Source organism: Falsiroseomonas sp., from assembly GCF_041690465.1.
GTDB lineage: Bacteria > Pseudomonadota > Alphaproteobacteria > Acetobacterales > Acetobacteraceae > Falsiroseomonas.
In genome coordinates this window covers 1-25,171 of the sequence record NZ_JAWLHG010000058.1, presented here as the reverse complement: position 1 = coordinate 25,171, position 25,171 = coordinate 1, and the positions used below count along the sequence as shown (strand labels likewise).

At 68.4% G+C, this 25,171-nt stretch carries 21 protein-coding genes and 3 pseudogenes; 13 read left to right on the top strand and 11 right to left on the bottom strand.

What is annotated here, in order from left to right:
* Positions 1-251: 251 nt before the first annotated feature.
* Complete coding sequence (locus tag ACESM1_RS27785) at positions 252-1,043, bottom strand: glucose 1-dehydrogenase (protein WP_372624479.1); 792 nt, start codon at positions 1,041-1,043, stop codon at positions 252-254.
* A 508-nt stretch (positions 1,044-1,551) separates the two neighbouring features.
* On the opposite strand from ACESM1_RS27785, the pseudogene ACESM1_RS27780 reads away from it, so the two are divergent.
* Positions 1,552-1,864: pseudogene (locus tag ACESM1_RS27780) on the top strand (integrase core domain-containing protein); the annotation flags it as partial.
* A 218-nt stretch (positions 1,865-2,082) separates the two neighbouring features.
* Here the strand turns inward: ACESM1_RS27780 and ACESM1_RS27775 are convergent.
* The 5 genes from ACESM1_RS27775 to ACESM1_RS27755 all read right to left on the bottom strand — a co-directional run bounded on the left by ACESM1_RS27775 (position 2,083) and on the right by ACESM1_RS27755 (position 6,637).
* Positions 2,083-2,304, bottom strand: a complete 222-nt coding sequence (locus ACESM1_RS27775; RefSeq protein WP_372624477.1) for a hypothetical protein — start codon at positions 2,302-2,304, stop codon at positions 2,083-2,085.
* Positions 2,305-3,279: 975 nt separating this feature from the next.
* Entirely contained in the window at positions 3,280-3,813 is a 534-nt protein-coding gene (locus ACESM1_RS27770; RefSeq protein ID WP_372624476.1) for a chalcone isomerase family protein, read from the bottom strand.
* 215 nt (positions 3,814-4,028) lie between these two features.
* Complete coding sequence (locus ACESM1_RS27765; protein ID WP_372624478.1) at positions 4,029-5,054, bottom strand: fatty acid desaturase family protein; 1,026 nt, start codon at positions 5,052-5,054, stop codon at positions 4,029-4,031.
* 25 nt (positions 5,055-5,079) lie between these two features.
* Positions 5,080-6,213: a hypothetical protein gene (locus ACESM1_RS27760; protein WP_372624475.1), complete on the bottom strand. Its 1,134-nt coding sequence runs from the start codon at positions 6,211-6,213 to the stop codon at positions 5,080-5,082.
* Positions 6,214-6,286: 73 nt separating this feature from the next.
* A complete protein-coding gene (locus ACESM1_RS27755) occupies positions 6,287-6,637 on the bottom strand; it encodes an HPF/RaiA family ribosome-associated protein (protein ID WP_372624474.1) in 351 nt (116 codons plus the stop codon).
* Between the two features lie 724 nt (positions 6,638-7,361).
* Between ACESM1_RS27755 and ACESM1_RS30375 the strand changes: the two are divergent.
* The 4 genes and pseudogenes from ACESM1_RS30375 to ACESM1_RS27740 all read left to right on the top strand — a co-directional run.
* Positions 7,362-7,663, top strand: a pseudogene (locus ACESM1_RS30375) (transposase); the annotation flags it as partial.
* 151 nt (positions 7,664-7,814) lie between these two features.
* Positions 7,815-8,101, top strand: a pseudogene (locus tag ACESM1_RS30370) (IS3 family transposase); the annotation flags it as partial.
* A 221-nt stretch (positions 8,102-8,322) separates the two neighbouring features.
* Positions 8,323-10,371: a hydantoinase/oxoprolinase family protein gene (locus tag ACESM1_RS27745; protein WP_372624473.1), complete on the top strand. Its 2,049-nt coding sequence runs from the start codon at positions 8,323-8,325 to the stop codon at positions 10,369-10,371.
* 10 nt (positions 10,372-10,381) lie between these two features.
* The gene (locus ACESM1_RS27740) at positions 10,382-11,959 is read left to right on the top strand and encodes a hydantoinase B/oxoprolinase family protein (RefSeq protein ID WP_372624472.1); all 1,578 of its coding nucleotides are present in this window, start codon (positions 10,382-10,384) and stop codon (positions 11,957-11,959) included.
* Between the two features lie 138 nt (positions 11,960-12,097).
* Here the strand turns inward: ACESM1_RS27740 and ACESM1_RS27735 are convergent, their stop codons facing one another.
* Both ACESM1_RS27735 and ACESM1_RS27730 read right to left on the bottom strand, forming a co-directional pair.
* Positions 12,098-13,036 carry a Bug family tripartite tricarboxylate transporter substrate binding protein gene (locus ACESM1_RS27735; protein ID WP_372624471.1) on the bottom strand — a complete coding sequence of 313 codons (939 nt, stop codon included), beginning with the start codon at positions 13,034-13,036 and terminating at the stop codon, positions 12,098-12,100.
* Positions 13,037-13,177: 141 nt separating this feature from the next.
* Complete coding sequence (locus ACESM1_RS27730) at positions 13,178-14,467, bottom strand: NAD(P)/FAD-dependent oxidoreductase (protein WP_372624470.1); 1,290 nt, start codon at positions 14,465-14,467, stop codon at positions 13,178-13,180.
* 124 nt (positions 14,468-14,591) lie between these two features.
* On the opposite strand from ACESM1_RS27730, the gene ACESM1_RS27725 reads away from it, so the two are divergent.
* On the top strand, positions 14,592-15,533 hold the full coding sequence (locus tag ACESM1_RS27725; RefSeq protein ID WP_372624469.1) for an alpha/beta hydrolase fold domain-containing protein: 942 nt from the start codon (positions 14,592-14,594) through the stop codon (positions 15,531-15,533).
* Between the two features lie 2 nt (positions 15,534-15,535).
* Here the strand turns inward: ACESM1_RS27725 and ACESM1_RS27720 are convergent, their stop codons facing one another.
* Positions 15,536-16,240 (bottom strand): TetR/AcrR family transcriptional regulator, encoded by a 705-nt coding sequence (locus ACESM1_RS27720; protein WP_372624468.1) that lies wholly within the window; start codon positions 16,238-16,240, stop codon positions 15,536-15,538.
* A gap of 56 nt (positions 16,241-16,296) precedes the next feature.
* Here ACESM1_RS27720 and ACESM1_RS27715 point away from each other — a divergent pair, with 56 nt between their 5' ends.
* The 7 genes from ACESM1_RS27715 to ACESM1_RS27685 are packed head-to-tail and all read left to right on the top strand — an operon-like array spanning position 16,297 to position 23,983.
* On the top strand, positions 16,297-17,973 hold the full coding sequence (locus ACESM1_RS27715; RefSeq protein WP_372624467.1) for a class I adenylate-forming enzyme family protein: 1,677 nt from the start codon (positions 16,297-16,299) through the stop codon (positions 17,971-17,973).
* Between the two features lie 9 nt (positions 17,974-17,982).
* The gene (locus tag ACESM1_RS27710; protein WP_372624466.1) at positions 17,983-18,789 is read left to right on the top strand and encodes an enoyl-CoA hydratase/isomerase family protein; all 807 of its coding nucleotides are present in this window, start codon (positions 17,983-17,985) and stop codon (positions 18,787-18,789) included.
* A gap of 50 nt (positions 18,790-18,839) precedes the next feature.
* The gene (locus ACESM1_RS27705) at positions 18,840-19,901 is read left to right on the top strand and encodes an ABC transporter substrate-binding protein (protein ID WP_372624465.1); all 1,062 of its coding nucleotides are present in this window, start codon (positions 18,840-18,842) and stop codon (positions 19,899-19,901) included.
* 31 nt (positions 19,902-19,932) lie between these two features.
* Positions 19,933-20,991 carry an ABC transporter ATP-binding protein gene (locus tag ACESM1_RS27700; protein WP_372624464.1) on the top strand — a complete coding sequence of 353 codons (1,059 nt, stop codon included), beginning with the start codon at positions 19,933-19,935 and terminating at the stop codon, positions 20,989-20,991.
* The gene (locus tag ACESM1_RS27695) at positions 20,975-21,847 is read left to right on the top strand and encodes an ABC transporter permease (RefSeq protein WP_372624463.1); all 873 of its coding nucleotides are present in this window, start codon (positions 20,975-20,977) and stop codon (positions 21,845-21,847) included. Before ACESM1_RS27700 ends, ACESM1_RS27695 begins: the two co-directional genes overlap by 17 nt.
* Positions 21,834-22,646 (top strand): ABC transporter permease, encoded by an 813-nt coding sequence (locus tag ACESM1_RS27690; RefSeq protein WP_372624462.1) that lies wholly within the window; start codon positions 21,834-21,836, stop codon positions 22,644-22,646. The genes ACESM1_RS27695 and ACESM1_RS27690 overlap by 14 nt, the downstream gene beginning before the upstream one ends.
* Positions 22,647-22,657: 11 nt before the next feature.
* Entirely contained in the window at positions 22,658-23,983 is a 1,326-nt protein-coding gene (locus ACESM1_RS27685; protein WP_372624461.1) for an NAD(P)/FAD-dependent oxidoreductase, read from the top strand.
* 387 nt (positions 23,984-24,370) lie between these two features.
* Here the strand turns inward: ACESM1_RS27685 and ACESM1_RS27680 are convergent, their stop codons facing one another.
* Both ACESM1_RS27680 and ACESM1_RS27675 read right to left on the bottom strand, forming a co-directional pair.
* Positions 24,371-24,865: a DUF5681 domain-containing protein gene (locus ACESM1_RS27680; protein ID WP_372624460.1), complete on the bottom strand. Its 495-nt coding sequence runs from the start codon at positions 24,863-24,865 to the stop codon at positions 24,371-24,373.
* Complete coding sequence (locus ACESM1_RS27675) at positions 24,843-25,016, bottom strand: hypothetical protein (RefSeq protein WP_372624459.1); 174 nt, start codon at positions 25,014-25,016, stop codon at positions 24,843-24,845. Before ACESM1_RS27675 ends, ACESM1_RS27680 begins: the two co-directional genes overlap by 23 nt.
* Positions 25,017-25,171 lie beyond the last annotated feature (155 nt).

The following is a 25,171-nucleotide window of genomic DNA, read 5'->3' as shown; positions in this document are numbered from 1 at the left end:
GCCCGTGCCCGGGGGCTCGCCCCCGGGCACGGGCAGTCGCGCTGGACTGGGGAATTTTCAGTCAGCACTTCCGGGGAGAATTCACTCAGCAGCTACAGCTGTCGAAGCGCGGCGCACAGAGCCAGTCAATCGACCCATTTCGGCCTACCAGCGCGGCCGTAAAGGTGTCGCCGATCAGGGCGTAGTCCTCGATCCGCAACGCTTCGGGCGGGCGGTCGCAGGAGCGCGGCACCTCAGCTTTCTGGGTCGCCTCAACCATTGTCGCGGAACCCGGGGTAGAGTGCCATGCCGCAATCGACGAACAGGGACGTACCCGTGACGTAGTCGGAGGCATCGGACGCCAGCCAGACGGCAGCGCGGGCGACGTCCTCCGGCCTACCAATGCGCCCGTAGGGAATGAGCTTAAGCAGGCTTTGCAGCGCCTCCTGCGTTTCCCAGGCCGCTCGGTTGATCTCCGTCTGGATCGCGCCGGGAGCGATGCCGTTGACACGGATACCGCGCGGCGCGACCTCCTGGGCGAGGCTCTTCATCATCAGCATGACGCCGCCCTTGGATGCCGCGTAGTTGGCGTGCCCGGCCCAGGGGATCACCTCATGCACCGAGCTCACGCAGATGATCTTGCCGATCGCGCAGGAACGCCCGGGATCGCGACCTTGCCGGTCGAAGATCCGGACCGCCTCGCGGGCGCAGAGGAATTGGCCGGTGAGGTTGACGTCGAGCACCGCTCGCCACTGCTCCAGCGTCATCTCGGCGAAGGCGGCGTCCTGCTGTATTCCGGCGTTGGCCACCAAGACGTCTAGCCGCCCGAAGCGGTCGAGCAGCGCGCGGAACATCGACCGGACCTGATCCTCGCGCGAGGCGTCCGCCTGCAGCGCCACGGCCGAGCCGCCGAGTTGCTCAATCTCGGCGACGACCGCCGCCGCACCTTCCGGATCGGACCGGTAGTTCACCCCGACCGATGCCCCGGCGGCGGCAAGGGCCACCGCTACGGCCGCACCGATGCCGCCGCTGCCACCAGTCACAAGTGCGACTTGCCGCTCCAGCGGTCGAGGGAAATCCCGTGTGATCGCAAGGTCTCCCGGGAGCTATGAGGGCCATGGACCGTCTCCGTAAAGCGCCGATGCGGCAGCAGTTCCGTCCAGCGCGGACGGGAGGGTCCTGGGCAACGGTCGCCCGGACGTGCAGGGCCCAGCTGCTCGACACGCCCTGGATGGTGGAGCGTCGCCTGAGGGCCACGTAGCCCAAGGGTTGGCGGCTCCTTACACCGAAGCGCATGGTGTTCCGCGCAGTTGGTACTGGGAGCGCCGGCTTGAACGGAGACGGGCAGCGTGTCGGCTTAGGTCACGGGCGGTGCAGGCGCGATCGGCATCGCGACCACGCGGCGGTTCGCGCGCTCCCGCGCCACGGCTTCACACCGATGCAATTTTACACCGGCGCGACCAGACAAACCGGCCGCTTCATTGAGGGATTTTGGCTCCGGCGCTTACATCAGCCAGCGCCGGCGCGAAATTAATCAGCTCCGAGTCGCCGCTTGACACACAGAAGGGCATCCAGGGCAGCCAGTTCACCAGCGCGGCCTTCACGGGGATGCTGCAGGACAGAGGCATGGCGATAAGCATGGATGGCCGCGGCGCGTGGCGGGACAACGTCTTCGTGGAGCGGCTGTGGCGGACGGTGAAGTACGAGGAGGTCTATCTGCGCGCCTATGACAGCGTCAGCGACGCGCGCGTCGTTGGGCAGGTACCGCGCGTCGTTGGGCAGGTACCTGGATTTCTACAACGCTCGCCGGCCGCATTCGAGCCCGGGGGCGAGGACGCCGGAGCAGGCCTATATCGACCATCAGCCGCAGCAGATGGCAGCATGAGGTTGGAGTCGATGCCGTGTGCCGCTCCGGTCGGGCTACGCCCTCCCTGCGCCCCCTGCGCCGCACCACGGCATCGGCAAGAGGCGCAAATCAACCGGCAGGGAACCCACTTATCAGGACCGAAACGCTGTAGCGGGAAAACGAGCCACCTCTCACCACGCCCACCACGCCCTATGGCCTGGATCGGTAGTTTCCCGGTTATCGTTGCGGCACTCCGGCTACTTGGCCTTGGGTGACGGCTTCGTCGGTTCCTTGGCTGCTGCGGTGCCATCAGGTTGCGCGCCACCGTCGCCCGATGGGTGGTGATTGGCCGGGTTGTCCTTGTATTCGTCCACCTGGACACCTCGGCCGTCTAAGCTCCGACCGGGCGGCCTTTGCGCCTTATCGCGATTGCTGAGGATATCGTCCTTCCTCACTTTCTCGTCTTCAATTTCGGTCATTGCCCCGGTTCCACTGCTTTGTCCTGCCGCCATATTTTGTACTCCGGTTTGTTTTACGGGATTGCGTTGCTTCACAGGCGTCAACGCCCGGCCTCGGCAAGCGGGTCAATTCTGTCCGATCATTGAAGTGGGTGACCTTGGCGCCAACCACAAGGACAGCCAGGCCGACATCCTCCCGATGGCCAACTCACCCGAGCACCTCGGTTGGATGGTAACCATGGTCTCGCGCGCTCGTAGCGGCCAGCGGGGGCACGATCCCCAAAGGCACCCTCATCCGGATCGATCATCACGTTGCCAACGGTATCAACGTGAACGTTGTCATCAAATCGGTGCACCAGGACAATTGCCCCCCGTGCGCTCAAGAAGCATCCTCCTGGGCGGCGATGGCAGGGTCGGAAATTGCTGATGCGCAGCGCCAGGTGGGAAGCATCCCGGCCGAACATGGCGAGGAGGATTTACGCAATTTCCGAGGCTGACGAAGATAGGCCATGCGCGGCAGCATCGACCTGACGACGCCGCATCAGACGGTTTGCCGGAGGAACTGCTATGCCCTGTTTGCCCGAGGCCTGTGCAGGACTTCATCGGCTGCGCTTCGCCTTTGAACACTCCGCACCTGTCCAGCATTTCAACCCTGAGATGATATCGGCAGATAGCGAGAATCTGTAGCGAGATCGCGCATCAGCACACGGAGTCTCCCATGGCTGTTGCTGTAACCTTCGCGCCGAACCTGGGAAACGTGTCGCAATGCGCCATCGGCCGGCGGCATCGATCGCCGGGCGGCGCCTCACGTCGCACCGTCCGAGGGTTGGGGGCGAGGGCAGGTCTGGTCAACGCTTACCCGCATTCATCGTGCCGCGCGCCACAAGCCCGAGGGTCGCGCCCTGGAGCACCATAGAGAACACGATTACTCCGAAGGTCGCGTGCAGTTTTCCGTCGTCGAATGCTTTGGGACATCGGAGGCGTCCGGCCGTCCCGTCAGCATACCTGATTCAGCAGCAGCCGCCTGATATTGGGTGAGACCGGGTTCTGGCCGATCCAGATCTGCGCCACTGCGTTGAACAGCGTATCACCCGGCTGGGTCACCACTTCGCGTCCATTCACGCTCAGGGCCGTTCCGCTCTGCGGTGAGTAGGCCAAACGGACGACGTCACCGCCCCGTAAGCCGTCATACAAGCTCCGAAAAGTTTGCAGGAATTCGGCGGAGACCCGCTGCTGCAGCTGGTCGTTCCAGCTGGACGGCAGCCCATCCGGCACCGCGCCGTCATAGGTCACGTCGACCCGGATCAAGCGGGGGCGCTGGCTGTCGCTGAACCGCACCGAGCCGCTGCCCGGCTGCTGTGGCAGATAAAGCGAGACGACGTAGAGATTGGTCCAGAAAACCTCGCGCACCGCGCAGGCTCTCAGCGCCAGCTGCGTGCCCTGCACAGCCTCGGTCTCCGGCACCGTGATTCCGGCAATTTCCGCAGCCATGGCCGGCGGCGCAGCGAACGATGCGGCGAGGATGCTCACGCTTGCCCACCACCGGCACCACACCAAGGTCAGTGCATGGCGTGGCCGCATTTTCTGCATCATAAGCATAGGACCAAACCTCCAGCGAGGATCTCCAGCGCCGTCCCACGACGCTGAGCACGATGGCAAGACCGGGGAGGCGCTGGCACTCCGTCGCGCGCGGACATCACGCATGGCTTGAGGTTCCACGACGGCCGACACCGCATGATCAGACTTCACGCGCCGCCGGGGCGAGCTTCCGCGAAGGTCACCAGCCGTTCCGCCGCCTCGTCCCAGAGCGCGTACCGCGATGCCCGGAGCCCCTCGCGCAAGCCAAGCACGCGGGCCGCGCCGAAGCCGGGGTGCGCGTGATGGCAGGCTTCGAGCCGGTAGTTAGGGATGCGTGGCGAGAGGTGGTGGACGTGGTGGAAGCCAATGTTGCCGGTGAGCCATTGCAGCACGCGCGGCAGGCGCAGGAAGGAACTGCCGGCGATCGCCGCGGCGGCCGGGTCCCAGCTCTCGTGCCGTGCCCAATGCGCGCTGTCGAAGCGGTGCTGCAGCGAGAACAGCCAGACGCCCACGATGCTGGCCGGCACCATCACTGCCAGCAGCACCAGCGCCACTGGCCCGAACCCGAGCAGCAGCCCCAACCCGCCATACAGCGTCAGCAAAGAGAGATTCGTCAGGTGCACGCTGCGCCGCTCCTGCCGCCAAGCCGCCGGCGTGTCGAAGGGCAGCCGGTAGAGTACGAGGAAGATGAAGGGCGGCACCAGCAGCAGGGCCACGAGGGGATGGTTGAGCAGCCGGTGCCCGCGCTGCCGCCAGGGGCCGAGGGCGCGGTACTCGGCGACGGTGAGGCAGGAGGAATAGATATCGCTGCCGCGCCCGTCGCGCCGGTCGAGGTCGTTCCACGCCCCATGATGCTGTGCATGCTGGCGCCGCCAATGCGCGTAGGGCGTCAGCGTCAGCAGCGCGCAGAAGCGTCCGAGCGCGTCATTGCCGCGCCGGTTGGGCAGGAAGGAGCCGTGCCCGCAATCGTGCTGGATGATGAAGCTGCGCACGGTGAGCCCCGCCGCCGGCAACGCCAGCAAGGCCACGACCCACCACCAGCCGAACGCCATGCCGGCATACATCGCCACCAGCAGCAGCAGCAGCGGCAGGATTGTGGTGGCGATCTGGAACAGCGCGATTCCTGGCGATGAGGTATGGAAGGCGAGCGCGACCGTGCGCAACTCACCGGCAGTCGAGGCCTGGGGGGGCATCACGGGTGTCCCTCCATAAGGAGTCTCAGAAACGCAGCACGGCAGCTGCTGCTGCGCCGTTGGGCATTTCCTCCGGGGTAACTATAGTGATGGCGCCACCGTGGCGCAGGACTTGCGCCGCGACACCATCGAGCAGATTCTGCCGCTCGGCCGCGTCCTCACCGCCCATGGTGACTTTGCCGGTGGCTTCATCGAACCGGCCCCGCAGCTCCGCTCCCTCAGCCAGCATCAGCGTCTCGATCCGCCCGAGATGGGCCGCCTTGACGATCTCTCCGGCGTCGAGCGTGGCGTGCGCCTCACCGCTCCCGAGCAGTGCAGCAAGGTGATCGACCGCTCGCCTGCGGCCCTCCTCGAACATGGGCCTGACGACATCATAGGCCGCGGCATGCAGCGCATTGACATCGCGCGATTCAGGATTCGTCTCGACGACACCCGCGAGCAGCGGACCAAGGTCGCTCAGCTTCTGAAAATGGCCCTGGATCTCGGCGTCGGCGATGAGCACGACCGGCAGCCGGTGCCTGGCCAGGTGACGCTCCAGCTCCACGGCGATGCGGTGCACGAATTCAACCGTATTCGCCTTGCGCCAGTCCTCCGGGCTCTCGCCCGAGACCTGCGATTTGGTGATGTTGATGGCGCCCGTATGCGGCCGGCCGACCGGGCTCGCCTGCAGCGGGTTCTCATAGTCGGGCTGCCCGCTCACCTCGTCGACGCTGCCTGGAAGACCGGCGGCATCGTCCTCGACCATGGAAAACCGTGACGCCTCGAACAGCCGCACGCTCTGCGCGGTGATGGTCAGAACATGAAATGCTCCGTCAGCGGCAAGCAGCGGCAGGAGCGGGGTCACATGGAAGGCGGGGCCAACGGCGACCTTCTGATCGAACGCGATGGGTACCTTGTAAGTGTGTGTCTGTGCGTCACCGAGAAACAGCGCGAGCCCGATATCCTGGTGTTGCCAGAAGTCATTGTCCTCAACCAGCGCGACCGCCGGATCGAGAATGGCATCGGTCTCCCTGGGCTTCAGACCGGCCGATTCCAGGCTTTGCCGCGCCTCGGCGATGAGGTTCTTCAGGCGGATCGGGTCCTGCCGGGTTTCAGCACCTCGGACATGGGTCGGCAGGTAGAGAGAGACGCCGGGTGTCGGCTTGGCCTCCATCAGCATGGTCAGATCGGATCGTGTGAACACAGCGTGCCTCCGGGATTGTGATACGGGCTCTCTCCAGGCGCTTCCCGGCTCAGCGATGCTCATTGTCGCGGATGGAGGCCGCCCCCTTGACGGCGTGCAGCTTGCCAAAGTGGGTCTCCAGCAGGCTGCGGAGCTTCTTCGCCGCGCCGGCGCAAGCTTCGTCTACCGTCGCCGCTTCGTGGGTGACGGCCACCGGCTTCTGGTGTGTCGGCCGCGCCTCCATCATGCACCGCTTGTCGCGTTGGCCAGACTTGCCAGCATTTTCGTCGTTGATGTGAACCTCAACGCGGGTCAGGTGGTCGCTGAACTGCCCCAGCGTTGCCGTTACCACCGCCTCCACACCGGCTGTCATCGCGTCGCGGCCCTCGATGTTGTCGTCGGTGTTGACTTGAATATGCATGAGCGAGGTCCTTGCCTGATGAGGCGAGCCGTCTTGGCGCCTGGCTTCCGTAAACGGCCAGGATGCTTGTCGGGTGCCTTGTGAGGACATCGTCTGGCGATGCCTGGCTCGCAAATAGACAGCCTCTTCAAAGCAGCGTCTCAGGTCTTGCCTGGTTGCATTGTTTCGGAGTTGCTGTCCGGGCCTGACGCGGCGATCGGCGCCATCCGGGTTCAGGGCACATGGCCCTTTTGGCTTCGCGGCCCGAGCGCCCGCGTTCAGTTCCGGGTGACGTCGTGCACGAAGGACGGGATCGCCTGCGAGTTGGTGGGCACCGCGTGATACGCGAGATAGCCGCGCACCGCCTCCTCACCGAATCAGCACACCCAGCTCGGGCACCGGAACGTGACGCAATCGGCGAGACATGTCTCACGGTTCCCAGCGAAGGTTGGAATCCGGTTTCCACCGCTGCTCCAGTCGGTCCTTTCCGCAACTCTCTCCGTTGCCGTTCAGACCGCGCGAAGACGCTTGTCTGGCCGAGCTTCGCGCGTCAATCTTGATGGTGCAATTGGGGAACGAAGGGCCGAAAACCCCTTCCCGAACGCCCGAGACTCTCCGGACCCTGAGGGTTGGCTGGAGCGGCCCCCAATTCGACCGGACAGGCGGCGCAACCGTGAGGGCCTAGGTGGAAGTCTAGGCATGCGCCTATGTCGAAGCCCATCGAGCGCGTTGAAATCATCACCGCATTCAGCGCCGCCGACGCTACACTGCCGAGGAAAAGGTCCTGCTGGTCGAGCAGACCATGCAGCCCGGCATGACGGTCTCCGGCGTCGCCCGGCTCCATGGCGTCTCCCCGAGCCTGCTTTCCAGTGGAGGCGCGGCATGGCCGAGGGCGGGCACGAGGCGGTCAGGGCAGACGCGGAGGTCGTCCCCGTCAGTCGGGTCCGCGAACTCGAGAACCGCGTCCGCGAGCTCGAACGCCTCCTCGGCCCCAAGACCATGGAGACCGAGATCCTCCGCGAGGCATTGGAGCGGGCGCGCCCCAAAAACGTATGGCCCGCCCCGTCTGCAAGCGATTTCGCGATCCGGTCTGTGCAGTCTACGCCAACGTATCCGGTCTCGGAGCGATGCCCCGGCCAAGATGGAGATCCGCGCGCCCTGGTCCTCATAAACTCGACGGCGTCATGCGCCATTTTTTAAGAAAACCCGCGTTGCGCTTGCCGTCGCAGCTACGGGACGGTTCCCGGTGAAGGCCGTGGCCGACACCATCGGTGTCGCCAGGTCCAACCTGGTCAAGCAACTCCAGCGCCCCCAGCGGCCACGGCGTGGCCCCTACCGCCGTGCCGCGGACGAGGCCGTGCTGGCCGAGATCCGCGCCATCACCGACGCCCGCCCCACCTACGGCTATCGCCGCGTCACCGCGCTGCTGAACAGGCCAGGCGTAGTTCCGGCGACCCGCCACTCAATCACAAGCGCATCTTCCGGCCGACGAGTCACGACAACGGATACGCTCTGTGAACCATACCGGCCCGATCAACGAGGAGCGACCAAGCCGCCGACGCACAGCTTTGATGCACCAACGCCATGCCCGGCTGCTCGACAGGACCACGCCGAGCCGCCCTGGACACCGCGTCAAAGGGGAATACAGTCCCGATCGGCGGGCTCGGCCCGGAAATGCTGCAGATGTTGGGCGGGACGGGCCAAGGATGAAGATCGGGATCGAGATCGGCGGCACCTTTACGGACCTGATCCTGCTCCGCGAGGGCGACGCCCCGGTCACGCTCAAGGTCAGCTCCACGCCGTCCGATCCGAGCGAAGGCGCGCTGCTCGGTGTGCGCCGGCTGCTCGACAAGGCCGGCCTGCCGTTCCATCGCGTGCAGGAGGTGCTGCACGGCTCCACCGTCGCGACGAACAGCTTGATCGAGCGCAAGGGCGCGCGCGCCGCGCTGCTGACGACCGAAGGCTTCGAGGATGTGCTGCTGATCGGCCGGCAGGAGAAGACGCGCGTCTACGACCAGTTCTACCGCCGCCCGCCACCCCTGATCCCGCGTGAGGCGATCTTCGGCGTGCCGGAGCGCATCGATGCCGAGGGCTCGGTGGTTGCGCCGCTCGATGAGGAGGCTCTGTTGCGCAGGGCGCGCGAGGCGGCGGAGCAGCACGGCGCCACCTCGCTCGCCATCGTCTTCCTGCACGCTTACCGCAACCCCGCGCATGAGCGCCGTGCGCGGGAGCTGATCGAAAGCGCCTTCCCAGAGCTGGACGTCTCGATCTCCTCCGACATCGCGCCAGAGTTCCGGGAGTACGAGCGCACCTCCACCACCGTCATCAACGCCTATGTGCGCCCCGTGGTACGCCGCTACGTTACGAAGATGCGGCGGGAGCTGGAATCGCTCGGCTATGGCCGCGACCTGATGATCATGCAGTCGAATGGCGGCGTGCTGCCGGCCGAGGTGGCCGGTCGCCTGCCCGTGCGCATGTTCCTGTCCGGCCCGGCGGCGGGGGTTGCCGGCGCCGCCTTCGTCGCGCGGCGCTGCGGCACGCCGAACCTGCTGACGATGGATATCGGCGGCACCTCCTGCGACATCGCGCTGGTGGTGAACGGGCAGCCGCAGATGGTCTCCAAGGGGCTCGCCGAATACCGGATCGACGGCAACCCGATCAATATCCGCATGATGGACATCACCACCATCGGCGCGGGTGGCGGCTCCATCGCCTGGATGGACGATGGCGGCATGCTGCGCGTCGGGCCGCAGAGCGCGGGCGCGCAGCCGGGGCCGGCCTGCTACGGGCGGGGCGGGGCCGATCTCACGCTGACCGACGCGTTGGTGCTGCTCGGGCTGATGGATCCCGCGCGCTTCATGGGGGGCGAGATGCGGATCGACCCGGCGCTCTCCGCGCGCGCCGCGGGGCCGCTCGGCACCCGGCTCGGGATGGATGCGGTCGAACTGTCGAAGGCGGTCTTCCGGATCGCCGTGGTGAACATCGCCCAGGCCATCCGCCAGACCACTGTGCAGCGCGGCCGCGACCCGCGGGACTTCGCGCTGCTGCCCTATGGCGGCGGCGGCGGCCTGTTCGCCGCGAGCGTGGCAGAGGCGATGGGGATCGACAACGTCGTGGTGCCGCCCAATCCAGGCATCTTCTCCGCCTATGGCCTCACCGTCTCCGACATCCGGCTGGACTTCACCCGCTCGGATCCGGGCCGGCGCCTCGCACAGGCCTCGACAGACGAGATCGAACGGGCGTTCGCGTCCCTCGTGGAGGAGGCGGAGACCGAGTTCCGCAACTTCGGCATCGACCCGGCCGCGATCTCCTTCACCCGGATGATCGATGCCCGCTATGTCGGCCAGGGCTTCGAGCTGACCGTGGTGGTGGACCCCTCGGACCTCGCCCGCCGTGGCACGGAGGCGGTGGCGGACGGCTTCCATGCCGCCCATGCGGAGCGCTACGGCTATGCCTTCCGCCAGCAGCAGGTCGAGATCGTCAGCTATCGGCTGGACGCGACGGTAGCGCAGGAGGGCATCCTGCCGGAGCCGGCGCGGCCTGCCGGCATGCCGGATCCCGCCTGGCGCGAGGTCCGCCTCGACGGCGCGGAGCCATGGGCCGCCTATGAGCGCTTCGACCTGCCGGTCGGGTCCGCGCTCGCCGGCCCCGCCATCGTCTTTGAGCCGACTTCCGCCACGGCGGTGCCATCCGGATGGCACCTGCGCGTGGACGCGCATGGTAGCCTGCACCTGAAGCGCCAGGCGGCGAGCTAGGAGGCCTCACATGGCGCTCGACCCCGTGATGTTCAGCACCGCGAACAACATCTTCCACTCCATCGCGAATGAGATGGGGACGGTGATGCTGCTGTCCGCCTACTCCTCCATCGCGCGAGAGGCAAAGGACACCTCCACCTGCCTGATGGATCCCAACGGCCGCGTGGTGGCGCAATCCGTGATGATCCCCATCCACATGAACTCGCTCTCCATGGCTGTCGCCGGGCTGCGCGAGCGCTTCGACCTCGCCGCCACCGCGCCGGACGAGGTCTATGTGATGAACCACCCTTATGCGAACGGGCAGCACCTGCACGACATCATCGTGCTGCTGCCGATCTTCCACGAGGACGTGCTCTGCGGCTTCGCCGGCAGCGTCTCGCACCATGTGGACATGGGCGGGGGCGCCATCATCAACGCCAACGCCACGGAGCTCTTCCAGGAAGGCCTCATCATCCCGCCGATGAAGCTGAAGGAGGATGTGGCGTTCCATGGCGGCGTGCTGGAGCAGATGCTCGGCGCGAATGTGCGCGCACCCAGCCTGGTGCTCGGCGACTACCGCGCGCAGCACTTCGCCTGCCTGAGGGGCCGGGAGCTGCTGCAGCAGATGGTGCGCAAGTTCAGCCTCTCTGTCGTGCGCGAGGCAATGGAGGAGCTGCAGTCCTATTCCGAGCGCTTCATGCGCGCCAACATCGCCCGCCTGCCCGATGGCACCTACAGCGGCGAGGATTTCTGCGACGCGCTGAAGCCGGGCGATCCGCCCATCGCCATCCGCGCCACCATCACCATCTCGGGCGACGAGGCGGAGGTGGACCTGACGGAATGCGCCGACCAGGTCGCCGGCCCGGTCAACGCCCCGGTCGCCTCCACCTGGTCGGCGGTCTACACCTTCTTCGTCTCCATCATGCCGCAGGGCGCGCCGGTGAATGACGGCAGCTACCGCCCGATAAGCGTCAAGACACGCAAGGGCTCGGTCTGCGACCCGATCTACCCCGCGGCCGTGCGCTCCCGCATGTCCACCTGCTACCGCATATACAGCGCGCTCCGCAGCGCCTTCGCGGACGCGATACCCGAACAGGTCGCCGCCTGCGGGCACGAGACGACCACCTCGGTCGCCTTCAGCCGCAGGACGCCGGAGAAATACTGGGTCTATCATGAGGTGATCGGCGGCGGCCTGGGCGGCTCGATCCATGGAGAAGGCTGCGACGGCGTGGCCCAGCCGCTCTCCAACACGGGCAACACCCCGGTCGAGGTGACGGAGGTTGATCTCGATTTCGCCCGCATCCGCTCCTACGGCCTGATCTCCGGCTCGGGCGGCGCAGGGCTGCATCGCGGCGGCATGGGCATACGCAAGACGTACGAGATCCTGAAGGACGATGTGCTGTTCTGCAGCAACGGCGACCGCTGCGATCATGCGCCCTGGGGCGTGAATGGCGGTGGCGCGGGAAGCCTCAGCGCCTTCCGCATCCTGCGGGACGGCGAGACGATCAAGCTGACCGCGCAGAACACCTTCATGACGCGCAAGGGCGACGTCGTCGTGGTGGAGACCTGCGGCGGCGGCGGCTGGGGGGCTCCGCCAGCCACCGCCTAGGCCGCGATCGCCCTGGCGTGCACACCGCAGGTGGCCACGCCAGGGCGTGAATCGCCGGCTCGAGAGGGCTGGACCCGATTTGCCCGGACACAGTCCGGGCAGATCGGGTCTAGGCGCGCCGCGCGGCGCGGCGGCCGCTCAGTCCATGCGGATGTTGAGCGGCGCGACCACGCGGCGCCACTTCTCGCGGTCCTCCGCCATGAAGCGGTTGAGCTCCGCGACACTCATGGGCGTCGGCTCCGCGCCATCGCGCGTCAGCCGCTCGCGCAGCGCGGGCTCCTGTATGATCGCGTTGATCTCGCGGTTCAGCAGCGAGACGATGGCAGCCGGCGTGTCGGAATGCGCCAGCACGCCGTACCAGGCGCAGGCAGTGACGGCCGGAAAGCCGAGCTCTGTCATCGTGGGCACGTCCGGCAGGTTCGGCATCCGCCGCTCGCTCGTCACCGCCAGGCCGCGGATCCGCCCGGCCTGGATCAGCGGCGCCGAGGTGGAGACGCCATCGAAGTAGAAATCCACCTGGCCGGCGACCGTCGCGTTCAGCCCCGGCGCGCTGCCCGTGAAGTGCACCGCCGTGAAGCCGATGCCGGTGGAGGAAGCCAGCAGCTCCGCCACCAAATGCGAGATCGCCCCCGCGCCCTGCGTGGCCGCGTTCAGCCGGTTCGGATTCGCCTTGCCGTGTTCCACGAGGTCTTGCACCGAGCGGAAGGGCGAGTTGGCCGGCACGTCGAGCGCCAGCGGCGAGCATCCGAGCATCGCCACGCCGGTGATCTGTTCCGGCGTGAAGCCCGGGTTGGAATGCAGCAGCGGCATGAAGGAGGTGGTGGTGCCGGTGGTGACCAGCAGCGTGTGGCCATCCGCCGGCGCGCGCACCAGCGCCTGCGCCGCGATCACCGTGCCGGCGCCGGCACGGTTCTCCACGACGAAGGGCTGGTTCAGGCGCCGCGAGAGCTGCTCGGAAATCAGCCGCGCCAGGATGTCCGTGGTGCCGCCCGCGGGGAAGGAGACGAGGACGCGCACCGGACGCTGCGGATACTCCTGCGCCATGGTGGGCGACGCCGCCATGCCGATGAGAGCCATCGCGGCCGCCGCGGCGCTGAGCAAGAATGATTGGGCACGGTGCGGTCCTGCAGACATCTTCCCTCCTCCGGTGCTCTCTGGCTTCTCTCCGAAGTATGGTGGCCCACCGGCTGCCAAGGCAAGGCGGGTCCGCCGCACGGCTCAGAGGCCGAAGCGGTCCTGCAGGCGCCCGGCCAGGATCCGCGCCTCCACGCCGATGCGCCAGAACCGGTGCAGGGGGATGGTGCGGATCTCCGTGACAGGCATGTCGAGCTCCGCCGGCGATGCGCCCAGCGCACGGCGTGCGAGTTGCCGCCCCATCATCGTCGCCATCGCGACGCCACGGCCATTGTAGCCAAGCGCGGCAAGCAGGCCGGGCGCGGGCTCGTGCAGATGGGGATAGTGGTCGGTGGTGATGGCCAGCCGCCCAGCCCAGCCATGGGTCCAATGCAGCCCCGCCGTGCCAGGCCAGAGCCGCGCGGCATAGGCGCTGAGGTAGCGCAGCTCCTCGGCCCGCGTGACCTCCCGCTGCACGCTGCGGCCGCCGATCAGCAGGCGGTTCGCGGCATCCACCCGCACATAGACGGTGATTCGCCCGACCTCGTAGAGCGCGGAGCGCAGGGGCAGCACCTGGCGCGCCAGCGCATCCGGCATCGGCTCCGAGGCGGTGATCGCGCTGAACACCGGCACGATGCTCTGCCGCAGCCCGGGCCAGAGGTCGTCGGTGTAGCCGTTGGTGGCCAGGATCACCTGCCCGGCGCGAATTACACCCCTTGGCGTCTCCAGCCGCCAGGCATCACTCTCGCGCGTAAGGCGCGTCACGCGCGTCGCTCCATGGATGGTCGCGCCTGTCCGCATCGCCGCCGCGGCGAGCCCGCGAGCATAGGCCAGCGGGTCGAGCTGCCCGCCGCGCCGGTCGAGCATTGCGGCGAGGTAGCGCGCGCTGCCCGTCGCCTCCCTCAGCCGCGCATCCTCCAGCAGCTCCACCGGCATGCCGCGGCGCGCGCACTGCTCGAAGCTGGCGCGGATCGCCGGCACGTCGCGCGCGACATAGGCTGCGCGGATGGTGCCGGAACGCTGCGCCGCGCAGGCGATGCCGTGCCGCTCGATCAGCTCGAACACGAACTCCGGCGCCGCATGGGCCATCGCAACCATCCGTGCGCCGAGTTCGCGGCCGAAGCGCGCCTCCACCGTATCCGGGTCGTCCTTGAGCCCGGGGTTCACCTGCCCACCATTGCGGCCGGAGGCGCCCCAGCCGGGCTCCGCTGCATCCAGCACCACCACATCCGCGCCCTGCTCCGCCAGGTGCAGCGCGGCGGAAAGGCCAGTGTAGCCGGCGCCCACCACCGCCACCGCGCAGTCACGGTCGCCTTCCACCGGTGGCGCCGGCGGTGCCGGCGGCGCGGTCTCGGCATAGAGGCTGGGCGGCAGGGCAGGGGTGTCGGGCGTCACGGCTGCGTCTCGGAACGACGTGAGCTTGGCGCAGCGCATCGGCGCCGGCAACCGCCGCCTTGCCGCACCGGGATACGCGGATTAGCGTTCAAACGACACGACGAAGCGCGAGGGGCAGCAGCGCATGAAACCGGAGAGCTTCTTCCATCCCGACATGCGGCCGCTGCTCGACGCGCGGAAAGGCATGCCGCCGGCGACGACGCCGAAGGAGATGCGGCGTGCCTGGACCCTCTACGCCCGTGCCCTCGCCGCGCCGCGCCCATCGGAGATCACCACGCAGGACCGCACCATCCCAACCCCGGGTCACGACGTGCCTGTGCGAGTCTATCGCCCGGCGGGTGCAAGGGGCCCGCTGCCCTGCATCGTCTACATGCATGGCGGCGGCTTCATGCTCGGTGACCTCGACAGCTCCGACACTTCGGCCTGGGGCCTCTGCGCGGATGTGAATGCCGTTGTCGTCAGCGTTGACTACCGGCTGACGCCGGAGCACCCCTATCCTGCCGCCTTCGACGACAGCTTCGGCGTGCTTCGCTGGCTTTCGCAACATGCGGCCGAGATCGGCGGCGACCCGGCGCGGCTCGCGGTTTCCGGCGAGAGCGCGGGCGGCAACCTCGCCGCGGCGCTGGCGCTGGCGGCGCGCGACCGCGGCAGCCCGGCGCTGCGCGCCTGCGCGATGGTCTATCCCTGCACCGGCGAGGAGACGACCCTGCCCTCCTACGTCGAGTACAAGGACGGGCCGAGCCTGACGACGCCGCGGATGGAGATGTACACCGATGTCTACTGCTCCGGCGCGAAGCACCGGCGCGACCCCTATGCCTCGCCAGCCTTTGCCAGCGATTTCTCCAACCTGCCGCCCACCTTCGTTCACAGCGCCGAATGCGACCCGATCCGCGACGACGGCCGGATGTATGCGGCGAAGATCGCCCAGGCCGGCGGCAGCGTCACCTACCGCGAGGCGAAGCGCATGCTGCACGGCTTCCTGCGCGCACGGCTGACCGGCGCAGCAGCGCGGGCCGAGCACGAGGCGCTCTGCGACTTCCTGCGCGCGCATCTGCACGCGGATTGAGGCTACGGCGGCTCACGCCCGAACAGGAGCCGGTACCAGCAGTCCGAGAGCAGCTGCGCCACCTCCTCGTCGCCCATCCCCGCCAGCGGCGCCGGCGAGGGGCGGACGTAGAGCTCGCGCAGCACGCCCTCCACCATGGCGATGCAGGCCAGGGCGCGGGCCAGGCGCGCCGCCTCGGGCAGCGCCGCGGCCTCGGGTTCGGCGCGTTCCCAGCCGCGCACCACGCGCCGCGCCAGCGCCAGGTTCGCGGCCTGCCCGATGCGCGCGAAGTCCGGCTCCGCATTGCCCAACTGCATCAGGCAGCGCATCAGCTGCGCGTTCCGTCGGTAGACGACGACATAGTAGCGGTTCGCCGCCAGGATGCGCTGATGGGCGCTCGCCCCGGCAGGCGCGCCGGGCCGGCGTGCCGTGACAGTCGCCATGAAGTCCGACAGCACCGCCTGCGCCGCCGCGCTTCCATCCGGCCAGTAGTTGTAGAAGGTGCCATGCGACACACCTGCGCGGGCCGCACAGTTCGCGACGCGCAGCTCGTGCACGCCATCCTCCTCCAGCACCGCCACCACCCCGGCCATCAATTTCAGCCGCGTGCGCGCCGTCTTCGGCTGCGCTTCCGCCTCCGCCAGGCGCTGCGTCAGCACTTCCCGATAGGCGAAGGGCCCGCGCGCGGCGCGCCGCCCGACGACGAGCGCCATTTCTGAAGTTGACATCAGTGTCATTTACGCAGAACCTTTGGGAAAAGCCAGTGGAGAGGGAGGGGAGCCGCATGACACCGCCGTCCTCCGTCCTGACGAGCCTGCGCGCGGCATCTGGCGACCCGGTGCTGCGTGCGCACGCCGACATGCGGGCACGGGTGGAGGCAGCGCCCTTCGCTCCCTCGCTCGGCGCCTTCCTCGACGAGGCCGCGCTACGGCATGGCGCTGCGCCGCTGTGGCGCTTCATCGATGCGCCTCCCGATCTGCTGCTGCGCGAGATCACCTATAAGGGGCTGGCGGAGGCCACGCGGCGCGTCGCTGCCGGCCTCGCCCGACGCGGCGTGGCACGTGGCGACCGGGTCGGCGTGATGCTGCCCAATATCCCGGCCTTCCCGATCACCTGGCTCGCCCTGGCGCGGCTCGGCGCCGTGATGATCCCGGTGAACACCGGCTACACCGCGCGCGAGCTCGACTACGTGCTGGGCGACGGCGGCGCCTCGCACCTCGTCGTGCACGAGGATGCGCTGCGGCCGCTGCTGGACCTGCTGGCGCAGCGCCCGGCGCTCGATCCGGACAGGATCCATGTCGTCGGCCGCCCGCCTGCCGGCATGCGGGACTGGCGGGCGCTGCTCGACGGCGACGCGGACGGCCCGCCCGTACAGCCGCCCGCCCTCGATGACCTCGTGAACCTGCAATACACCTCCGGCACTACGGGCTTCCCGAAGGGGTGCATGCTGACGCACCGCTACTGGCTGACGCTCGGCCGGGTAGCGGCGGGGCGCGGCGGCGATGTGGGCGTGGTGCTGGCGGCGCAGCCCTTCTACTACATGGACCCGCAATGGCTGCTGCTGATGGCGGTGCATCTCGGCGGCCGCTTGGTCGTTGCCCCACGCCCCTCGGCGACGCGCTTCCTGGACTGGGTGCGCGCCGAAGGCGTGGAGTACTGCATCTTCCCGCAGATCGTCCTGAAGCAGGCTGAAACGCCGAATGACGTGCGCACTGCGCTGAAGCGCGTCTCCGTCTTCGGCCTGCGGCCGGACATGCATGCCCCGCTCGAGCGCCGCTTCGGCTGCGTCGCGCGCGAGAGCTTCGGCATGACGGAGATCGGCTCCGGCCTCACGACGCCGCCCGAGGCATTGGAGATGGTCGGCACCGGCACCTGCGGGCTGCCCTCGCCCTTCCGCGAAGCTAGCATCCGCGACATGGAGGGGCGCGAGCTCGGCCCTGACGAGGTCGGCGAGCTGTGGATCCGCGGTCCCGGCATCCTGCAGGGCTATTGGAACAAGCCGGAGGCGAATGCCGATGCCTTCTGCGAGGGCGGCTGGTTCCGCACCGGCGACCTGTTCCGCCGCGACGCGCGTGGCTTCCACTACATCGTCGGCCGGGTGAAGGACATGATCCGGCGCTCCGGCGAGAACATCGCGGCGCGTGAGGTGGAGGCGGTGCTGCTGCAGCTCGACGCCGTGCACGAAGCCGCGGTCATCCCGGTGCCGGACACCGACCGCGGCCAGGAGGTGAAGGCCTGCCTCGTGCTGAAGCCCGGCGTCATGCCGCGCGATCTGCCGCCGGAGGCGGTCTTCGCGCATTGCGCCGCGCGCCTGGCGCGCTTCAAGGTGCCGCGGTTCCTGGAGTATCGCGAGGGCCTGCCGAAGACGCCCTCTCAGAAGATCGCGAAGCATGTCCTGATCGCCGAGCGGGCCGACCTGCGCGCGGGCGCGGTGGACCGCCTCGCCGGCAGCGCGGGCTGAGGGGGCACCATGCCGATTCGCTACGAGACCGAAGGCCCGGTCGCCATCTTCACCATCGAGAACGGCGCTGTGAACCCCACCACGCCCGCGATGCACAAGGAACTGCACACCGCGCTCACCCGCTTCCTGCGCGATCCGGAGATCCGCTGCGGCATCCTGACGGGCGCCGGCGAGCGCGCCTTCTGCGCCGGTGACGACATCAAGTCGCCGCGCCGCGACATGACGCCGGAGGAACAGCTCTCCGACCATCTCTGGCCGCACGCGACGGAAGGCGAGGCGCCGCACGATTTCAGCTGGTCGCGCGACGTCATCGCGATGGAGCGCTTCAAGCCGATCATCGGCGCCGTGAACGGCTGGTGCCTCGGCATGGGGCTGATCTACCTGCTGACGCTCACCGACCTGCGCATCGCCTCCACGTCTGCGCGCTTCGGCTTCCCGGAGGTCGCCTATGGCATGGGCGGCGCGGGCGGCTCGACGCGCCTGCTGCGCCAGATGCCGCCGACCGCGGCGATGTGGATGCTGCTCACCGGCGATCCGATGACTGCGGAAGAGGCGGAGCGCGCCTTCCTCGTCAACCGCGTCGTCCCGCCGGAGCGACTGATGGAGGAGGCACGCGCGCTTGCGGCGAAGATCAGCCGCCATCCCCCGGCCGCCGTCCGCGTGGAGATGGAGGCCTCGTACCGCGCGCAGGACCTTGGCCGTGCGGAGGCGATCGCCTTCACCAAGCATCTCTACCGCCTGCAACGCCTCGGCCTGGCGGGTGGCGGCGACCTGCTGGAAGGTGGTTTCATGTACCGGCGCGAGAAGCAGGACTGACCGACGCGCCGGGGACTATGCTGTCAATCAAACGAAGGGAGGACGAGACCATGACATCCATCCGCATTTCGCGCCGCGGCATGCTCGCCGCCGGCCTGACCGCCGCGGCGCTGCCCGGTCCGGCTATCGCGCAATCCACGCCGGCGAAGCCCAACCGCATCGTGGTGAACGCCTCGGGCGGCGCCATGGCGAACCTGTTCCGCCGCACCTACAATGCCGAATTCGAGCGCCGCCACGGCATTCGCGTGGTGGATACCTCGCCAGTCGATTTCGGCAAGCTGCGCGCGATGGTCGAGAGCGGCAACGTCGAGTGGACCGTCACCGAACTCGGCGGGCAGGACTTCATCCGCGCCAAGCAGATGAACCTGCTGGAGCCGCTCGACCTCTCGATCATCGACCTGTCGAGCTACCCCGAAGCGGTGCGCGACACGCATGTCTTCCCCTCCTCCGTCTATTCGACGGTGATGGCCTATCGCACCGACCGCTTCCCGAACGGCTCGCACCCGAAGGGCTGGGCGGAGTTCTGGGACGTGCAGCGCTTCCCGGGGCCCCGCTCGCTGCGCAACCACCCTGTGGACAACCTGGAATTCGCGCTGCTCGCCGATGGCGTGGCGAAGGACAAGATCTACCCGATCGACATCGACCGCGCCCTGCGGAAGCTGGACCAGATCCGCGAGCACGTCTCGGTCTGGTGGACCACCGGTGCGCAGCCCGCGCAGCTGCTGGTGGACGGCGAGGTGGTGCTCGCCTCCGGCTGGAACGGCCGCTTCTACGACGTGGCGAAGCGCGGCGCGCCGGTGGGCGTGGAGTGGGAGGGCGGCAGCGCCAAGCAGAACGCCTTCGGCATCCCGCGCGGCTCGCGCCATCCGCATTGGGCCAACCAGTTCCTGCAGGTGATGACCACGCCCGAGCTGCAGGCGGTCTATGCGACCGAGCTCGCCTATCCGGGCCTGCATCCCGACACACTCAACCATGTCGCCGAGGAGGTGAAGCCGCACCTGCCCACCACGCCCGCCAACCTCGAGAAGCAGTTCTGGCTCGGCGTCGAGTGGTGGACCGAGAACGGCCAGCGCGCGCAGGAGGCGTGGAACCGCTGGATGCTGCGGCGCTGAACATGGGCGTCCAGGCAGGGGAGGCAGGCGCGTGGACCTGACGGTGCGCGGGGCGGTGCGGCGGTTCGGGCCCGTCACAGCGCTGGCAGGGGTGGACCTGACGGTGGCCGAGGGTGAGCTGCTTACGATCCTCGGCCCCTCCGGCTCCGGCAAGACGACGCTGCTGAAGGTCGTCGCCGGGTTCGAGATCCCGGACGAAGGGACGGTCCATCTGGGCTCCGTGGACGTCACCATGGCGCCGCCGCGCAGCCGCGACGTCGGCATGGTGTTCCAGAACTACGCCCTGTTCCCCCACCTAACGGTCGCGCAGAACGTCGCCTTCCCGCTGGAGATGCGCCGGTTGCCGAAGGCCGAGCGCGAGAGCCGCGTGGCCGAGGCGCTCGCGCTGGTGGAGCTGTCGGGCTATGGCGAGCGTCTGCCCCGCCAGCTTTCCGGCGGGCAGCAGCAGCGCGTGGCGTTAGCGCGCGCCATCGTCTTCAACCCCCGCCTGCTGCTGCTCGACGAGCCCTTCGGCGCGCTCGACCGCAAGCTGCGCGAGGCGATGCAGCTCGAGGTCCGGCGCCTGCAGCGGCGCCTCAGGCTCACCACGCTCTTCATCACCCACGACCAGGAGGAAGCGCTGATCCTCTCCGACCGGGTGGCGGTGATGAATGCCGGGCGGCTCGAGCAGGTCGGCACGCCGGCCGAGGTCTATGCCCGCCCCACCACGCGCTTCGTCGCGGACTTCGTGGGCGAATCCAACCTGCTGGAAGGCACCGCCGGCGAGGGTGCAGCGGCGGAGGTGCCCGGCCTCGGCCGCGTCGCGCTGGCCGCGCCGGCGGGGCCGCCCGGAACCCGCGCCACGCTGCTGCTGCGGCCGGAGGCCTTGCGCGTCGGTGCTGCCGCGACGACGCTGCCGAACCGCATCTCGGGCCGCGTGCTGGAGACGGTTTTCCTCGGGCTGTCCGTCAAGCTCCGCCTGCAGGTCGAGGGCGGGCCGGAACTGCTGGCCCGCCTGCCGCTGCGCCCCTCCGAACCGCCGCCCGCCACCGACGGCGAGGTGGTGCCGCTCGGCTTCGCGCCGGAGGATTTGCATGTCATCCAGGGCTGAGGCCGGCGCGCCACCGCGACGACGCGACCCGGCGCAGGAACGCGAGCGGACGCTGCTGGCGCTGGCGCTGCCGGCACTGCTGGTCCTCGGCGTGATCTTCGTCTGGCCGGTGCTGCGCCTACTTTCGATGTCGGTCGCGGACGGCACGCTGGAGCACTTCGAGAAGGCGGCGCTGGATGAGCTCTACGTCGCGGTGCTGTGGGACAGCATCGAGATCGCAGCGCTGGTCACGGCCATCTGCCTGGTGCTCGCCTACCCCGTCGCGGCCTGGCTGGTGCAGGCCGGGCGCGTCGGCTTCATCCTCGGCATGTTCTTCCTGCTGCTCCCCTTCTGGACGAGCGTGCTGGTGCGCACCTATGCCTGGATGGTGCTGCTCGGGCGCAACGGCGTGGTCAACCGGGCGCTGCGCGACTGGGGCTGGATCGAATTTCCGCTGCCGCTGCTGCACAACCTGACCGGCGTGCTGATCGGCATCGTGCATGTCATGCTGCCCTACATGGTCTTCCCGATCTACGCCGCGCTGCTGCGCATCGACCCCGACCTGAACCGCGCGGCCGAGGGGCTCGGCGCACCCGCCTGGCGCGCCTTCCTGCGAGTGACGCTGCCGCTCTCGCTACCCGGCGTCTTCGCCGGCTGCGCCCTGGTCTTCGTCATCACGCTGGGCTTCTTCATCACGCCGGCGCTGCTCGGCGGTGGGCGGGTGATGATGATCGCCATGCTGATCGAGCAGCAGGTGCGGGAGTTCCTGGACTGGCCCTTCGCCGCCGCATTGGCCACGGTGCTGCTTGCGGCGACTCTTGTGATCTATGCGGCGCTGAGCCGCCTCACGGGAGGGCATGGCCATGCCGCGCGCTAGGCGCCGGCGCTCGGCCGGGCGGATCGCGCTCGGCTGCTTTGCGGCGATGGTCTTCACCTTCCTGATGGTGCCGCTGCTGGTGGTCTTCCCGATCTCGATCTCCTCGGCCTCCTATCTGCAGTTCCCGCCGCCGGGCTTCTCCTGGCAGTGGTACCAGCGCTACCTGGACGACCCGACCTGGATCGAGGCGACCATCCGCAGCTTCAAGGTGGCGATCCTCTGCACGCTGCTTTCCATGGGACTGGGCGTGCCGCTCTCCTTCGCGCTGGTGCGCTCGCGGCTGCGCGGCATGCGCATTGCCGACCGGCTGGTGGCGGCGCCGGTCATCGTGCCCAACATCATCATCTCGATCGCCATCTACAGCCTCTTCGCACGGCTGCAGCTGATCGGCGAGTGGTACGGGATCGCCGTGGCGCACACCATCCTGGCGCTGCCCTTCGTCGTCATCCTGGTCTCCGCCGGGCTGCGCACCTTCGACGAGGCACAGGAACAGGCGGCGATGGGCCTCGGCGCCTCATGGCCGGTTGCGGTCTGGCGCGTCACCCTGCCGCAGCTCCGCCCCAGCCTGGTCTCCGCTGCCTTCCTTGCCTTCGTCACCTCCTTCGACGAGCTGGTGATCGCGATGTTCCTCTCCGGCGCCTCGATGACGCTGCCGAAGAAGATGTTCGATAACATCATGCTCGAGATCGACCCGACCATCGCGGCGGTTTCGGTGCTGCAGATCCTGCTCGCCACCGTCTGCCTGGGGCTGGCGACGCTGTTCGGCCGCGGCCTGGTGCCCGGTGCTCGCGGAAGCTGAGGGCTATGCGCATGAGCCGTGACATCCTGCACCCCGTTTTCCGCACCACGCCCTATTGGTGGGACGATGTTGCGCCTGATGAATCGACGCGGGAGGAGCTGCCCCCCCGCGCCGACGTCCTCATCGTCGGCGGCGGCCTGACGGGGCTGAATTGCGCCATAGAGCTCGGCCGCGGCGGCGCCCATGCGGTGGTGATCGATGCTGAGGCGATTGGCTTTGGCGCCTCGACGCGCAATGGCGGCGGCGTCTCGGGCGGCAACAGCATCGGCAAGGGGCTGTCGGGGGCGAAGGGCCGCTCCGGCGGCAGCACGGACGCGCTGGTCGCGGCGATGATCGCCGACGGCACCGAAAGCCTCACCCATGTCGAAAGCATCGTCGCGCGCGAGGGCATCCAGTGCCACTACGCGCGCACCGGCCGCTTCATCGGCGCCTTCACGCCGAAGCACTATGCGGGGATGGCGGCGAAGGCCGAGCAGCTCAACCGCCTGGCCGAGGCCGACGCGCACATGGTACCGCGCGAGCGCCAGCGCGAGGAGATCGCGTCCGACTACTATTTCGGCGGCATGGTGATCAACCGCACGGGCAAGATCCATCCGGCGCTCTACCATCACGGCTTGATGCAGGCCGCGCGCCGCCACGGGGCGACGCTGGTCAGCCACGCCCGTGCCGGCGCCATCACGCGGACCGCCACGGGCTGGAGCGTCGAGACGTCGCGCGGCAGCATCGAGGCGCGCGAGGTGGTCATCGCGACGAACGGCTATACTGGCCGCCTCACGCCGGACCTGCAGCGGCGCCTGGTGCCGATCGCCTCCCACATCATCGCGACAGAGCCGCTGCCGCCGGATCTCGCCGCCAGCCTCATCCCGAAGGCGCGCACGCTGGCCGACAGCCGACGCGTGCTCTGCTACTTCCGGATGTCGCCCGACGGCACGCGCGTGCTGTTCGGTGGCCGTGCGCGCTTCACACAGGTGTCGGCGCAGGTCTCGGCGCCGCTGCTGCATGCGATGATGCTGCAGCGTTGGCCGCAGCTCCGCGGCACGCGGGTGACGCATGCCTGGACCGGCAACGTCGCCTTCGCCTTCGACTACCTGCCGCATATGGGCCGGACGGAGAAGGGGCTGCACTACGCGATGGCCTGCAACGGCTCGGGCGTCGCCATCCTCTCCTATCTCGGCGCCGAGATCGGCAAGAAGATCCTCGGCCAGGCAAACCGCGTGCCGAGCTTCGACGGCCGCGACTTCCCCACCATGCCATTCTACGCCGGCAATCCTTGGTTTCTGCCAGCGATCGGCGGATGGTACCGCTTCCGGGACTGGCTCGATCGTACCCTCGCCTGAGGACTCTGCCAGCTTCCCGGCCAAGGCAGAGCTGCCTCTTGCCAAGTCCCTGCGTGCGCGCATACGAGCTTGGCCTCGGCTTCCACCCTGGAAGACGCGCTTGCAGTGCGTGGTCGCGGCCAGCTCCGCGCTGATGCCGGCGAAGGCGACACCTGGCTGGCGCGGAACTGCCGAACTTCCTGAGGCAATATGTCGATTTCGACATGCGCAATGGCGCGCCAGTGACCGTCCGATCGTCAACGCCATCGAGATCGGCATCCGGGACCTCGATGCCTCGGCAACCAGCAAATGCGCAGCGCCTGGAGATCGATCGGCCAGTGGAAGCCGACCACTGCGATCCGCGCATGCGCCACCCTCGGCCCGGCCTCGAGCCGTCCCGATGCCAACTTATTCCTCGCTTTCCTCTGGCCCGCTTGGCGGCACCGGCGGGGGTGGGCGCTCCCTCTTGCCCTCCATGATCTGCGCCGCCTCGAAGAGGATCTCCAGCTCGCGCGTCGTCATCTTGTCGTAGTCGGGCTTCGGAGGCTCAGGATCCGAACGGTTCACCTCGGCAGGCAGGGCCGTTGGCATGGGTATTCCTGTGCCTTCCCGCCTGCGCTCCATGTCAAGGAGGAGGCGCATTGCCTTTAGGTCTGCCGCCGCGGCCTTGTTGACCAGCTGCGTCATTGCAACCTCGCCCTTGCTGATCTTCCGCGTGCGGCTGCCCTCCTTGACGACCACCAGCTCGGCAAGGGCCTGTTCGAGGTAGGTGCGCAGGTTCCGAGCCCCCTTTGGCCGGCCTCTGCGATTGCCGCTCTCGCCAGGGCGAAACCGGCTGTGCTCGGGGGGCTTGCCGTAGCCGACCGTGTAGGTCCCAGCGCTACGAGGCGGCGTACGCGCCATGGACCGCCTCCCCGACCTGGACCGCATCACCCTTCCTGGCTGCGGCGACAGCCTCGAAGGTTTCGCCGGTCTCGACGTGCCGGGCGGCGTCGCCGGTCAGAGCCTGCCAGCGGCGGATGACCGTGTCGGTGTAGAGCGGATCGAGCTCCATCCCGCAGCAGCGCCGTCCCACCCGCTCGGCCGCCATCAAGGTCGTGCCACTGCCGAGTGTAGCTGCTGAGTGAATTCTCCCCGGAAGTGCTGACTGAAAATTCCCCAGTCCAGCGCGACTGCCCGTGCCCGGGGGCGAGCCCCCGGGCACGGGCG

What these genes read in the sequence shown, in the direction of transcription:
- ACESM1_RS27705 (WP_372624465.1), top strand. Translation starts at nt 18,840, where the DNA reads ATGACATCCATCCGCATTTCGCGCCGCGGCATGCTCGCCGCCGGCCTG.
- ACESM1_RS27680 (WP_372624460.1), bottom strand. Translation starts at nt 24,865, where the DNA reads ATGGCGCGTACGCCGCCTCGTAGCGCTGGGACCTACACGGTCGGCTAC.
- ACESM1_RS27765 (WP_372624478.1), bottom strand. Translation starts at nt 5,054, where the DNA reads ATGCCCCCCCAGGCCTCGACTGCCGGTGAGTTGCGCACGGTCGCGCTC.
- ACESM1_RS27755 (WP_372624474.1), bottom strand. Translation starts at nt 6,637, where the DNA reads ATGCATATTCAAGTCAACACCGACGACAACATCGAGGGCCGCGACGCG.
- ACESM1_RS27720 (WP_372624468.1), bottom strand. Translation starts at nt 16,240, where the DNA reads ATGTCAACTTCAGAAATGGCGCTCGTCGTCGGGCGGCGCGCCGCGCGC.
- ACESM1_RS27725 (WP_372624469.1), top strand. Translation starts at nt 14,592, where the DNA reads ATGAAACCGGAGAGCTTCTTCCATCCCGACATGCGGCCGCTGCTCGAC.
- ACESM1_RS27715 (WP_372624467.1), top strand. Translation starts at nt 16,297, where the DNA reads ATGACACCGCCGTCCTCCGTCCTGACGAGCCTGCGCGCGGCATCTGGC.
- ACESM1_RS27775 (WP_372624477.1), bottom strand. Translation starts at nt 2,304, where the DNA reads ATGACCGAAATTGAAGACGAGAAAGTGAGGAAGGACGATATCCTCAGC.
- ACESM1_RS27675 (WP_372624459.1), bottom strand. Translation starts at nt 25,016, where the DNA reads ATGGAGCTCGATCCGCTCTACACCGACACGGTCATCCGCCGCTGGCAG.
- ACESM1_RS27760 (WP_372624475.1), bottom strand. Translation starts at nt 6,213, where the DNA reads ATGCTGATGGAGGCCAAGCCGACACCCGGCGTCTCTCTCTACCTGCCG.
- ACESM1_RS27695 (WP_372624463.1), top strand. Translation starts at nt 20,975, where the DNA reads ATGTCATCCAGGGCTGAGGCCGGCGCGCCACCGCGACGACGCGACCCG.
- ACESM1_RS27745 (WP_372624473.1), top strand. Translation starts at nt 8,323, where the DNA reads ATGAAGATCGGGATCGAGATCGGCGGCACCTTTACGGACCTGATCCTG.
- ACESM1_RS27690 (WP_372624462.1), top strand. Translation starts at nt 21,834, where the DNA reads ATGCCGCGCGCTAGGCGCCGGCGCTCGGCCGGGCGGATCGCGCTCGGC.
- ACESM1_RS27710 (WP_372624466.1), top strand. Translation starts at nt 17,983, where the DNA reads ATGCCGATTCGCTACGAGACCGAAGGCCCGGTCGCCATCTTCACCATC.
- ACESM1_RS27735 (WP_372624471.1), bottom strand. Translation starts at nt 13,036, where the DNA reads ATGGCTCTCATCGGCATGGCGGCGTCGCCCACCATGGCGCAGGAGTAT.
- ACESM1_RS27685 (WP_372624461.1), top strand. Translation starts at nt 22,658, where the DNA reads ATGAGCCGTGACATCCTGCACCCCGTTTTCCGCACCACGCCCTATTGG.
- ACESM1_RS27740 (WP_372624472.1), top strand. Translation starts at nt 10,382, where the DNA reads ATGGCGCTCGACCCCGTGATGTTCAGCACCGCGAACAACATCTTCCAC.